Annotated in this window: 14 protein-coding genes; 8 read left to right on the top strand and 6 right to left on the bottom strand. The window is 71.5% G+C overall.

Going from position 1 to position 11665, the window contains the following annotated elements; all coding sequences use genetic code 11:
- From glgA to ASG00_RS09960, 3 genes are all read left to right on the top strand, one after another.
- The coding region (glgA, locus tag ASG00_RS09970) for a glycogen synthase (RefSeq protein ID WP_235559476.1) at positions 1-1029 on the top strand (1029 nt) is incomplete at its 5' end.
- A gap of 9 nt (positions 1030-1038) precedes the next feature.
- Positions 1039-1830 carry an ABC transporter ATP-binding protein gene (locus ASG00_RS09965; RefSeq protein ID WP_056209118.1) on the top strand — a complete coding sequence of 264 codons (792 nt, stop codon included), beginning with the start codon at positions 1039-1041 and terminating at the stop codon, positions 1828-1830.
- Between the two features lie 76 nt (positions 1831-1906).
- Positions 1907-2158, top strand: a complete 252-nt coding sequence (locus ASG00_RS09960) for a type B 50S ribosomal protein L31 (RefSeq protein ID WP_045248153.1) — start codon at positions 1907-1909, stop codon at positions 2156-2158.
- A gap of 115 nt (positions 2159-2273) precedes the next feature.
- Here ASG00_RS09960 and ASG00_RS09955 read toward each other — a convergent pair whose 3' ends face one another.
- Complete coding sequence (locus tag ASG00_RS09955; protein WP_048808950.1) at positions 2274-2999, bottom strand: 3'-5' exonuclease; 726 nt, start codon at positions 2997-2999, stop codon at positions 2274-2276.
- A gap of 80 nt (positions 3000-3079) precedes the next feature.
- Here ASG00_RS09955 and ASG00_RS09950 point away from each other — a divergent pair, with 80 nt between their 5' ends.
- A complete protein-coding gene (locus ASG00_RS09950; protein ID WP_056209114.1) occupies positions 3080-3988 on the top strand; it encodes an alpha/beta fold hydrolase in 909 nt (302 codons plus the stop codon).
- On the opposite strand, the gene ASG00_RS09945 is transcribed toward ASG00_RS09950, so the two are convergent.
- The gene (locus ASG00_RS09945; protein ID WP_056209112.1) at positions 3951-4508 is read right to left on the bottom strand and encodes a CGNR zinc finger domain-containing protein; all 558 of its coding nucleotides are present in this window, start codon (positions 4506-4508) and stop codon (positions 3951-3953) included. The genes ASG00_RS09950 and ASG00_RS09945 overlap by 38 nt on opposite strands.
- A gap of 73 nt (positions 4509-4581) precedes the next feature.
- Between ASG00_RS09945 and ASG00_RS09940 the strand changes: the two genes are divergently transcribed.
- Positions 4582-5583 carry an EamA family transporter gene (locus ASG00_RS09940; protein ID WP_082483186.1) on the top strand — a complete coding sequence of 334 codons (1002 nt, stop codon included), beginning with the start codon at positions 4582-4584 and terminating at the stop codon, positions 5581-5583.
- Here the strand turns inward: ASG00_RS09940 and ASG00_RS09935 are convergent.
- The 3 genes from ASG00_RS09935 to ASG00_RS09925 form a co-directional block, all read right to left on the bottom strand.
- Positions 5555-6028, bottom strand: a complete 474-nt coding sequence (locus tag ASG00_RS09935) for an Lrp/AsnC family transcriptional regulator (RefSeq protein ID WP_056209109.1) — start codon at positions 6026-6028, stop codon at positions 5555-5557. The genes ASG00_RS09940 and ASG00_RS09935 overlap by 29 nt on opposite strands.
- A 74-nt stretch (positions 6029-6102) precedes the next feature.
- Positions 6103-6708 carry a histidine phosphatase family protein gene (locus ASG00_RS09930; RefSeq protein WP_056209104.1) on the bottom strand — a complete coding sequence of 202 codons (606 nt, stop codon included), beginning with the start codon at positions 6706-6708 and terminating at the stop codon, positions 6103-6105.
- Positions 6705-7556, bottom strand: coding sequence for a Sir2 family NAD-dependent protein deacetylase (locus ASG00_RS09925; RefSeq protein WP_056209100.1), 852 nt, complete (start codon positions 7554-7556; stop codon positions 6705-6707). Before ASG00_RS09925 ends, ASG00_RS09930 begins: the two co-directional genes overlap by 4 nt.
- Before the next feature lie 70 nt (positions 7557-7626).
- Here ASG00_RS09925 and ASG00_RS09920 point away from each other — a divergent pair, with 70 nt between their 5' ends.
- Positions 7627-8448, top strand: coding sequence for a TrmH family RNA methyltransferase (locus ASG00_RS09920; protein WP_056209097.1), 822 nt, complete (start codon positions 7627-7629; stop codon positions 8446-8448).
- A gap of 3 nt (positions 8449-8451) precedes the next feature.
- Here ASG00_RS09920 and ASG00_RS09915 read toward each other — a convergent pair whose 3' ends face one another.
- Positions 8452-9291 carry an SGNH/GDSL hydrolase family protein gene (locus tag ASG00_RS09915; RefSeq protein ID WP_045248146.1) on the bottom strand — a complete coding sequence of 280 codons (840 nt, stop codon included), beginning with the start codon at positions 9289-9291 and terminating at the stop codon, positions 8452-8454.
- Positions 9292-9399: 108 nt separating this feature from the next.
- Here ASG00_RS09915 and ASG00_RS09910 point away from each other — a divergent pair, with 108 nt between their 5' ends.
- On the top strand, positions 9400-11250 hold the full coding sequence (locus tag ASG00_RS09910; RefSeq protein ID WP_056209094.1) for a DEAD/DEAH box helicase: 1851 nt from the start codon (positions 9400-9402) through the stop codon (positions 11248-11250).
- The coding region (locus tag ASG00_RS15420) for a hypothetical protein (protein ID WP_162238383.1) at positions 11247-11665 on the top strand (419 nt) is incomplete at its 3' end. The genes ASG00_RS09910 and ASG00_RS15420, both read left to right, overlap by 4 nt.

Genomic DNA, 11665 nt, shown 5'->3' with positions numbered 1-11665 from the left:
CCGGGCCTGGCTGGAGCGAACGGGGCGCTGCAGACCCTCGGGGTCGACCTCGAGATCGTCTCGGATGTCGCGGGCGCCGACGTCGTGCACTCGCACACCTGGTACGCGAACTACGCGGGCTTCCTCGCGTCGCTGCTGCACGGCATCCCGCACGTCGTCACCGCCCACAGCCTGGAGCCGCTGCGACCGTGGAAGGCCGAGCAGCTCGGGGGTGGGTACGCCCTCTCCAGCTACATCGAGAAGACCGCCTACGAGCAGGCGGCCGCCATCGTCGCCGTGAGCGACGGGATGCGGCGCGACATCCTCCGCTCCTACCCCGCCCTCGACCCTGGCAAGGTGCGGGTCATCTACAACGGCATCGACGCCGAGGCGTGGCATCCGACCGACAACCCGGAGGTGCTCGCCCGATTCGGCATCGATCCCGCGCGGCCCTCGGTGGTCTTCGTCGGACGCATCACCCGCCAGAAGGGTCTGCCGTATCTGCTGCGGGCCGCGCGGCAGCTGCCGCCCGACGTGCAGCTGGTGCTCTGTGCGGGAGCGCCTGACACCCCGCAGATCCTTGCCGAGGTCGAAGGGCTCGTGCAGGAGCTGCAGGCCACTCGTGACGGCGTCGTGTGGATCGACCAGCTGCTTCCCCGGCCCGAACTGTCGGCCATCCTGAGCGCGGCGACGACGTTCGTGTGCCCGTCGATCTACGAGCCGCTGGGCATCGTCAACCTCGAGGCGATGGCGTGCGGTGCCGCCGTCGTCGGTACGGCGACGGGCGGCATCCCCGAGGTCGTCGTCGACGGCGTGACCGGGCGGCTCGTGCCGATCGAGCAGGTGCAGGACGGCACCGGCACTCCCGTCGACCCCGACCGGTACGTGCACGACCTGGCCCGCACCCTCATCGAGGTCGTGAGCGACCCGGCCGCAGCGGCCGCCTACGGCCGCGCCGGCCGCGAACGCGCCGTCGAGGCCTTCAGCTGGGCGCGCATCGCCGAGCAAACCGCCGCGCTCTACACGGAGGTCATCGGCCGCGCCGGATAGGCTGGAGTCATGCCGCAGGTGCTCGAATTCGCCGATGTCGTCGTTCGTCGCAACGCGAAGGACATCGTCGAACACCTGACCTGGTCTGTGGCCGGCGACGAGCGTTGGGTCGTGCTGGGTCCGAACGGCGCCGGCAAGACCACGGTGCTGCAGCTGGCGGCGGCGCTGCTCTACCCGACCTCGGGAACGGTCTCGATCCTGGGGGAGCGGCTGGGACGCACGGATGTCTTCGACCTCCGTCCGCGCATCGGCTTCGCGTCGACGGCGCTGAGCCGCCGCATCCCGTCGGAGGAGAGCGTGCTCGACGTCGTGCTCACCGCCGCCTACTCGGTGCTCGGACGCTGGCGGGAGCAGTACGAGGCGATCGACGAGCGCCGTGCGCTGCGTGTGCTCGCCGAGTGGAAGCTCGACCACCTTGCCGACCGCTCGTTCGGCACACTGTCCGACGGCGAACAGAAGCGGGTGCAGATCGCGCGAGCGGTGATGACCGACCCGGAGCTGCTCATGCTCGACGAGCCGACCGCGAGCCTCGATCTCGGCTCCCGCGAGGAGCTCGTCTCGCTCCTCGGCGGCTACGCCCAGGCGCCGAGCACGCCCGCGATGATCATGGTGACCCACCACGTCGAGGAGATCCCGATCGGGTTCACCCACGTGCTGCTCATGCGCGAGGCGCAGGCGGTGGCGGCGGGTCCGCTCGCCGACACGCTCACCGCGGCGAACCTGAGCGCGACCTTCGGCGTCGACGTCGAACTCGACGAGCACGAGGGGCGCTTCGCCGCCCGCGCCGTGCGTTCCCGCTGAGCCGCCCGACCTGATAGACTCTCCCCTTGGTGCGTTCGGCACCGCAGACTTTCCTCCGTCTCTCGCAAGGAATCCGATGAAGACTGACATCCACCCCGCCTACGACCTCGTTGTCTTCCGCGACCTCGGCTCGGGCGAGACCTTCCTCACCCGCTCGACCGCGTCGAGCGACAAGACCATCGAGCTCGACGGCGTCGAGTACCCGGTCATCGACGTCGAGATCTCGTCGGCGTCGCACCCGTTCTACACGGGCAAGCAGCGCATCCTCGACTCGGCCGGTCGCGTCGAGAAGTTCAACCAGCGCTTCAAGAACTTCGGCGCTCGCTGAGTCGCCGCATGGCGAAGGCCCCGTCTGCTTCGGCAGGTCGGGGCCTTCGTCGTTGTCGGCGGTCGATGATCGTGGCGGCCGCACGTCGAGGGCGACGGCTGCCGAGGCGTGCCGCTCAGCGCACCGGCCACGCGCCGTCGAGGGCGTCATCGGGGTCGAGGCGGCCGATGCGCACGAAATACTCGGTGAGGCTCTCCGCCTGCGACCGTGCCCACGCCACCTGCGCGGTGTGCAGGGCCGCCGGGGTCGACGGCAGTTCATCCGCGTAGCGGTCGAGCAGGGCGAGGGCTACGCGGCCGGCGGCGACGGCGTCGGCGGATGCCTCGTGGGCGCCCGTGAGCGCGACGCCGTAGTGCGCGGCCACCACGTCGAGGGTGCGCTTTCCCTTGCGGTACCGATCGACGTTCTTGTCGAGCACGAGCGGGTCGATCACCGGCGTGGGGTCAGCGATCGGCGGAACACCGTGCCGCGCCGCCTCGTGCGCGAGGAGCGAGAAGTCGTAGGCGGCGTTGTAGGCGACCACCGGCACTCCCGCGTCGAACAGCGCGCGCAGTTCGGCGACGATCTCGGTCACGACTGCCGCGGCGGGCCGCCCGTCGCGGCGGGCGCGCTCGGTCGTGACTCCGTGCACGGCTGTCGCCCCCGCGGGGATCTCGATGCCGGGATCGGCGAGCCAGGAGGCTGAGGAGAGGACCGTTCCGTCGGCGTCGAGCACGCCCACATAGGCAGTCACGATGCGGTCGGTCGTGACGTCGACCCCGGTCGTCTCGAGGTCGAACACGCCGACGCGCGCCGCCCAGTCGATGGTGTCGAAGCCCGGGAGCATGTCGTGCGCGGCCATGACTCGACGCTAGAGGGGAGGTGCGACATCCCGATGCAGGCGCGCCCGGGCGGCACGGAGCGGCGCCGTAGACTCGGGGGATGATCGTCGACGCCGGGCCCTATGCCGCACGGCTCGCCGACCGGCGGGTCGAGGGCCACGAGGTCGAGGTCCTCGGTGGCATGACCCGCTACTGGACCTACGATCCTCCGGTGGGCGTCGAGCCGTGGGCGACCGTCGTCGCCGTGCACGGCTTCCGCGGCGAGCACCACGGGCTCGACCCCGTCGTCGCGCATCTCGACGGCGTGCGTGTCGTCTCTCCGGATCTCCCGGGCTTCGGCGAGACGCCGCCGCTCCCCGGTCGCACCCACGACCTCGACGCCTACGCGCAGTGGCTGACCGAGTTCGTCGCCGCCGTCGCGCCCGGCGCCGTCGTGCTCGGCCACTCGTTCGGCTCGATCGTCTCGGCGGCCGCCGTGGCGCGCGGGCTCGAGACCCCGCGCCTCGTGCTCGTGAACCCGATCGGTGCACCGGCGCTCGAGGGACCCCGCGGCATCCTCACCCGGCTCGCGGTCTTCTACTACCGCGCCGGGGCGGCCCTGCCCGCCCCGCTCGGCGAGGGCCTGCTCCGCAACCGAGCGATCGTGCGCGCCATGAGCATCGCGATGGTGAAGACCCGAGATCCCGAGCTGCGGCGCTTCGTGCACGCCCAGCACGACGCGTACTTCTCCCGGTTCGCCGATCGCGACGTGCTCAGTGACGCGTTCCTGACCTCCGTCTCGCACGACGTGCGGGCGTTCGCGCCGCGTGTCGCCGTGCCGACGCTGCTGGTGGCCGCGCAGCTCGACGACATCACCCCGATCGAGGCCGAGCGCACGCTCGCGACGCTGTTCGACGACGTCGAGTTGGTCGAGATCCCCGGGGTGGGGCACCTCATCCACTACGAGACGCCGGAGCCCGCGGCATCCGCCATCAGTCGTTTTCTGCGAGCCGGCGCCGATACGCGTTGACGTTCATACGGTTCCCGCAGTTGCCCGAGTCGCAGTAGCGCTTCGACCCGTTGCGGCTGAAGTCGACGTAGACGCCCTGGCAGTCGTCGGCCGAGCATACGCGCACGCGGTCGTAGGCGTCCTGGCGGATCACGTCGACGAACGCCATCGCCGACTCGACCATCATTCGCACGGCGAGCGGCGCGTCGTCGTCCGTCGCGTGGATGTGCCAGTCGTACGGCTCGTGGATGACGAGCCGGGGGAGGGCGCTGCCGTCGGCGAGCATCGCGTTGACGAGGGGAACCGCGTCAGCGCGGTCGCTGTGCCAGAGGGCGTGCAGGCGGTCCCGGATGCCGCGCACCGCCGCCCGCTCGCGGTCGTCCCGGGCGATCGCTCCGCTGTACGGATGCGCGGCGAGGAACTCCTCCATGTCGTCGGCTGTGAGGAGGCGATCGACGTCGGAGGCGGCGGTGATCGGCAGGGTGTTGACCAGGTCGGCGGCCATGCGCAGGGACTCCGCCGTGTCATGAATGAAAAGCATGTTGACTCCTGACGCCCCGATCCCTTACGGTCATGAGTGTAATCACTGAACGGTCCTGACAGATCGGCGCCGCATGTCCGCTCCCACCGCACCCGTCCCGCTGATCGTCCCGACCCTCGCGACGGTGCCGCTGCGCGACACGCCGCGCTTCGCGCCGTCCGGGCTCGTGTTCGCGGTCGGCTCGGCGTTCGCGTTCTCGTCGAGCGGCCCGCTCATGAAGCCGCTGCTCGAGGCCGGCTGGTCGGTGAGCGCCGTGCTGCTGGTGCGCATGACGCTCGCGGGGCTCGTGCTCTCGCCGGCGCTCGTGCGCGCGATCCGGCTCGAACCCGGGTTCCTGCGCCGCCACGCGATGACGATCCTCGCGTTCGGGGCCACCGGGGTCGCCGGCTGCCAGATCCTCTATTTCTCGGCGATGCAGCGAATGCCGGTCGCGATGGCCCTGCTGATCCAGTACCTCGCGCCCGTGCTGCTCGTCGCCGTGGCCTGGGTGCGCACCCGACGCAGTCCCTCGAGGCTCGTCCTCACCGGGTCCGTGCTCGCGATCGCGGGGCTGGTGCTCGTCGTCGACGTGACCGGCGCGCGATTCGACGTGCTCGGCACCGTCTTCGCGCTCGGTGCCGCGGTGTGCGTCGCCGCCTACTTCGTCATCGCGGAGCGCGCGGGTGACCGTCTGCCCGCCCTCGCGCTCGCATCCGGCGGGCTGCTCGTCGGCGCCGCGGTCATGGCGCTCGTGGGGGTGACCGGCCTCCTGCCCCTGCACGCCGCGTTCGTCGACGTCACCTTCGCCGGCGTCGCGGTGCCGTGGTTCGTACCACTCGCCTGGGTGGGGCTCGTCGCGACATCCCTCGGCTATGGCCTCGGCATCGCCGCGGTGCCGCGCATCGGCTCGCGGGTCGCGTCGTTCGTGGGGCTGTCGGAGGTGCTGTTCGCGCTGCTGTTCGCGGCGCTGCTGCTCGGCGAGCTGCCGGGCCCGGTGCAGTATGTGGGGGCGGCGGTGCTGCTCACCGGCGTCGTGCTGGTTCGGCTCGACGCGCGGCCCGCTCAGGTCAGCGCTCCGAGCGCGCGAGGTCGATGAGGGGCGCGACCCGGTAGGGGATGAGCTCGTCCATCACAAGCGACGTCTCGGTGCGATCGACGCCGTCGATGGCGAGGATGCGACGGTCGGTCGTGAACAGATGCGGGGTGTCGCGACAGGCCACGCGCACCAGGAGGTCCATCGAGCCGGCGAGGCCGTTGGCCTGCACCACCTCGGGGATGAGGGCGATCTCGTCGCGGATGCGGGGGATCTCGGGCTGTCGCAGGCGCACCGAGATGAACGCATCGATCGGATAGCCGAGCGCCGTGGTGGAGATCGCGCGCTCGTAGCTCAAGAGCGCACCGGCGCGCTCGAGCCGCGACATCCGCGCCTGCACGGTGTTGCGGGACATGCCGAGGTCGTCGGCGAGCGAGGTCACCGCTCGACGAGGGTCGGCAGACAATGCCTGGAGAAGAGCGAGATCACTCGCATCGAGTATCGCCATAATGGGGGACATTAGCACCGCTCAGAGGCAATATGCGCACTCGAATTGTTTCAGGCGTGAAAAATGCTCCTCAGTCAGTGCTGAGTGGAGGCAGCGACGAGCCGTCCGTCCGCCGTGAGGGCGAGTTCGCGCCACTCGCCGTTTCCGACGCGCGCGTCATCGGTCGGCGCCGCATCGGATGCGGCCGCGCGAAGCACCGCGCGGATGAGCGCGCCGTGCGCCACCGCGATGAGCACGTCGGGGGAGCCGCTCGTGGCGATGAGCCGTCTCAACGCGCCGTTCGCGCGGTCGGCGACCTCGTCGACGGTCTCCGCGCCCGGAACCTCACCGCTGTGGGTGTCACCGAAGCGTGCGCGGAACTCGGTGACGTCGAGTCCCTCCGCGATGCCGTATCCGCGCTCACGGAGTCCGATGTCGGAAGGGCCGAGCGGGAGGGCGAGTCGATCGGCGATGAGCGTCGCGGTCTCCCGCGCGCGCGACAGATCGCTCGAGACGACGGCGACGGTCGCGGCATCCGTCACCTCGGCGACGAGCCGCTCGGCGGCGTCCCGCGCCTGCGAGCGTCCGGTGTCGTTCAGGGGGATGTCGGTCGACCCCTGGATGCGTCCCGCGCGGTTCCAGTCCGTCTCGCCGTGGCGCACCAGGATGATGCGTGTCGGGTGGTCGGCGGTGGAGCTCATTCGGGCCCTCCCAGGGCGTCGGCGAACGCGCGGAGTACCTCGGTGGTGCCGGCGTCGATCTTCACGGTGGCGCGGGCGTCACCGCGGGTGTCCCCGCGGTTGACGATCACGATGGGCAGACGGCGGCGTCGAGCCCGGTCGAGGAAGCGGATGCCGGAGTTGACGACGAGCGACGAGCCGGCGATGACGAGTGCGTCGCTGCCGCGCACGATCTGCTCGGCCTCGCGGAAGCGCTCCGCCGGGATGTACTCGCCGAAGAACACGACGTCGGGCTTGAGAGCTCCCTCGCACACGCTGCAGGTGGGGATCCGGAACCCGTCGGCGGTCGCGGGAGCCACGTCGCCGTCGGGGCCGAGCGGAAGGTCGGAGTCGGCCACGATCCAGGGGTTGTCGGTCTCGATGCGCTCGGCGAGGTCGCGCCGGTCGAACACCTGACCGCAGTGCAGGCAGATCACCCGGCGCATCGTCCCGTGCAGCTCGACGACGCGGCTGTTGCCGGCGCGCAGATGGAGCCCGTCGACGTTCTGGGTGACGACGCCGGTCACGGCGCCCGAGTGCTCGAGTCGCGCGAGGGCTTCATGGCCGGCGTTGGGCTCGGCGGCGGCGAAGCGCTTCCAGCCGAGGTGGGACCCCACCCAGTAGCGGCGACGCGAGCTGTCGTCGGCGAGGAACTGGTCGAAGGTCATCGGACGGCGCACGGGCGCACCCTGCCCGCGGTAGTCGGGGATGCCGGAGTCGGTCGACACACCGGCGCCGGTGAGCACCGCGACGCGGCGCCCCGCGAGCAGATCGATCGCTTCGGCCACCCGCGCCTCCAGCTGCGGATCCGACTCGGTCGCTGTCGCCACGGCACCCTCCCACGGTCGAGCCTACGCCCCGCCGATTTCCTCCGTGTGACACGTGCGGCATTCTGGAGCGGTGCCCGTGATCGAGCTGACAGACCCCTCCGACGACCGACTCGCCGACTATCGCGACCTCACCGATGTGGCGCTGCGGCGGCTGCTCGAGCCCGCCGGCGGCCTCTACATGGCCGAGTCGGCCAAAGTGATCGGGCGCGCTCTGGCGGCGGGGCATCAGCCGCGTTCGGTGCTCGTGCAGCAGCAGTGGGTCGCCGAGATCACGGCACTGCTGGATGCCGCGGGGGGCGCGGCATCCGTGCCCGTGTACGTCGTCGCACCCGACGTCGCCGAGACGCTGACCGGGTACGCCGTGCACCGCGGTGCACTGGCGGCGATGCACCGCCCGCCCGACCGCCCCCTCGCCGAGGTGCTCGCCGATGCCCGCACCGTGCTCGTGCTCGAGGATCTCGTCGACCACACGAACGTGGGTGCGGCGTTCCGTGCCGCCGCGGGGCTCGGCGCCGACGCGGTGCTCGTGAGCGAGCGGTGCGCCGACCCGCTCTACCGGCGCAGCGTGCGGGTGAGCATGGGCACGGTGTTCCAGGTGCCGTGGACCCGCCTGCCGGCTTGGCCGGAGGCGCGGGACGCCCTCCACGCTGCAGGCGTCACGATCGCCGCGCTCGCTCTCGCCGACGACGCCGTCGGCCTCGACGTGTTCGCCGCAACGCGCGCGGAGCGGGTCGCTCTCGTCATGGGTGCGGAGGGCGACGGCCTCTCGCGTCGGGCCCTGGCCGCCGCAGACACGGTGGTCACCATCCCGATGGCGGGTGGAGTCGACTCGCTGAATGTCGCGTCGGCCGCGGCCGTCGCCCTGTGGGCCCTGCGGCATCCGCCACGCTAGGGATCAGTGCTCGGATGCCGCGGCATCCGACTCGATGCGGTGCACGCGGCTCGGCTCCGGGCGCTTGGCGGTGACGTCGTCGCCCGACGACTGATGGCGCAGGCGCCGCAGCACCCACGGCACGAGGAACTCCCGAGCCCACACCAGATCGCCGGAGCGCGCCTCCCGCCACGTGCGGAAGGGGATCGGCGAGGGCTGCATCGGCTCGAGGTCGTTCGGCACGTTGAGCGCGCGCAGCACCATGCGGGCCACCTCGTGGTGGCCGAGCGCGTTCATGTGCAGCCGGTCGCCGTCGAAGAAGCGCGCATCCTGGATCTCCTTCAGCGCCCACTGGTCGGCGACGATGCAGTCGTATTTCTCGGCGATCGCGCGCAGGTTCTCGTTGTAGATGGCGACCTTGCCGCGGATCGGCCGGAACACCGGGGTGAAGTTGGTGTCGATGCCGGTGAAGACGACGATCGTGGCACCCTGGGACGACAGTCGGATGATGGCGTCCTCGAAGATCGTGGCGACCTCATCGGGATCGCTGCCCGGGCGGATGACGTCGTTGCCCCCGGCGCAGAAGGTGATGAGGTCGGGGGAGAGGGCGAGTGCGGGCTCGATCTGCTCGTCGACGATCTGCTGGATGAGCCGGCCACGCACGGCCAGGTTGGCGTAGGCGAAGTCGTCGACGGATGCCGCGAGCACCTCGGCCATGCGATCGGCCCAGCCGCGGTTGCCGCCGGGGCTCGCCGGGTCGGGGTCGCCGATCCCCTCGGTGAACGAGTCGCCGATGGCGACGAACCGACGCCACGGGTGCGTCTGCTCGTTGGACACGAAGGGGGAGCGGGTAGGGGATGACATCGCGGTGGCCTCCTCCGCCGAAGCCTACCCGCGGCACGACGGGGCCTGGCGTCCGTGGCGTCGTCTATCGTGGAACCTCGCCGCCCGCCCGCGGCGGAGGGAGCTGGGATGACGGAGGACGAGGGACTCGCTCCCGAGGCTCCGGCGCACCAGTTCGGCAGCTTCGCCGCCGAGCACCTGTCGCCTTCGTTCCCCCAGCGCGCCCCCTGGGGCACCGCGCAGCGGCTACGGGCCTGGCAGGCAGAGGCCCTCGACGCCTACTTCGCCCTCGACGGGCCGGACGGCGTCGGCAAGGGACCGCGCGACTATCTCGCCGCCGCGACGCCCGGCGCCGGCAAGACGACGTTCGCGCTGCGCCTCGCGAGCGAGCTCCTGCGTCGCGGAGTCGTGCGCCGCATCGTCGTCGTGGCACCGACGGAGCATCTGAAGACCCAGTGGGCGGATGCCGCCGCGCGCGTCGGCATCCGCCTCGACCCCGCCTTCAGCAACCGACACGCCCGGCCCGCCCGGCACTACCAGGGCGTCGCAGTGACGTACGCCCAGGTGGCCGTGAAGGCGAGCGTCCACGAGACCCTCATCCTCGACGCGCCCACCCTCGTCATCCTCGACGAGGTGCATCACGGCGGCGACGCGCTCAGCTGGGGCGACGCGCTGCGCACCGCGTACGGCCGCGCGACGCGGCGTCTCCTGCTGTCGGGGACGCCGTTCCGCAGCGACACGGCGCCCATCCCGTTCGTGGAGTACCACCCCGATGCGAAGGGCATCCGCGTCTCCCGCACCGACTTCGCCTACGGCTACCGCCGCGCGCTCGAGGACGGCGTCGTGCGGCCCGTGCTCTTCCTCGTCTACGCCGGTCACATGCGCTGGCGCACCAAGGCGGGCGAGGAGATGGAGGCCTACCTCGGGCAGGACAACACGAAGGATGTCACCGCGCAGGCCTGGCGCACCGCGCTGAACCCCGAGGGCGAGTGGATCCCGGCCGTGCTGCGTTCCGCCGATCGCCGTCTGAGCGAGGTGCGCGAACAGGTGCCCGATGCGGGCGGGCTCGTCATCGCGACCGACCAGACCGCGGCCCGCGCGTATGCGGCGATCCTCGAGGCCGTCAGCGGCGAGGCGCCGACCGTCGTGCTGTCGGACGAGGCCGAGGCATCCGCGCGCATCGAGCAGTTCGCCCAGTCCACGTCCCGCTGGCTCGTCGCGGTGCGCATGGTCTCCGAGGGCGTCGACGTGCCGCGCCTCAGCGTCGGTGTCTACGCGACGAGCGCGTCGACGCCGCTCTTCTTCGCGCAGGCGATCGGACGCTTCGTGCGGGCGCGACGCCGCGGCGAGACGGCGAGCGTGTTCCTGCCGAACGTGCCCCAGCTGCTCGCGCTCGCACAGGAGCTCGAGGCGCAGCGCGACCACGCGCTCGACCGCGAGGCGACCGGTGACGAATGGGACGCCGAAGAAGCGCTGATGGATGCCGCGGAGCGGCCGGATGCGGCATCCGACGCCCTCACCGAGGAGTTCGCGTTCCTGCCACTCGATGCACAGGCTCATTTCGACCGGGTGCTCTTCGACGGCAAGGAGTTCGGTCAGCTCGCCGTGCCGGGCACCCCGGAGGAGGAGGAGTTCCTGGGGCTGCCGGGCATCCTCGAGCCCGAGCACGTGCACGAGCTGCTGCAGCAGCGTCAGGCGCGGCAGACCCGCCACCGCAAGGCGCGCGAGGCCCGCGAGGCGAGCGCGGACGAGGACGCCCCGATCGACCCGCTCCTCCCCGGGGCGCTGCACCGCACGCTCAAGGAGCAGCGGCAGCTGCTCAACAGTCTCGTCGGTCTCTACGCGCGGCAGTCCGGGGAGCCTCACGCGATGGTGCACGCCGAACTGCGGCGCCTGTGCGGGGGGCCGGCGGTCTCGCACGCGACCGTCGCGCAGCTGCAGGCGCGCATCGACCTGCTGCGCCGCCGGGTGCACGCGTGAGCAGTCGCTACGACTTCGTCTCGGTCTGGCGCATCCCCGCCGACCCCGCCCGCTGCTGGCGCGCGATCGAGGGGATGCTGCGCCCCGCCGCCGGTGCCCCGTCGCCCTGGCCGGCGGTCGAGGTGACAGGCCCTCCCGTAGCGCTCGAACCGGGCGCGCACGTCGGCCTGACGGTGCGCAGCCCGTTCGGTTACCGCCTCGTGCTCGACGCCGTGCTCACCCGCGTCGAACCGGGAGTCGTGCTCGCCGCGCGCAGCGACGGCGATCTGTTGGGCGAAGGCGAGGTGGCGCTGTTCGCCGCGGCATCCGGCACCCTGGTGCGCGTGCGCTGGGTGGTGCGCACCGAACGGGCGTGGATGAACCGCACTGCCTGGCTCCTGCGCCCCGTGTTCGTGCTCGCGCACACCGCGGTCAT

The organism is Microbacterium sp. Leaf351, assembly GCF_001423825.1.
GTDB classification, from domain to species: domain Bacteria; phylum Actinomycetota; class Actinomycetes; order Actinomycetales; family Microbacteriaceae; genus Microbacterium; species Microbacterium ginsengisoli.
This window is presented reverse-complemented; position numbering and strand designations above follow the sequence as displayed.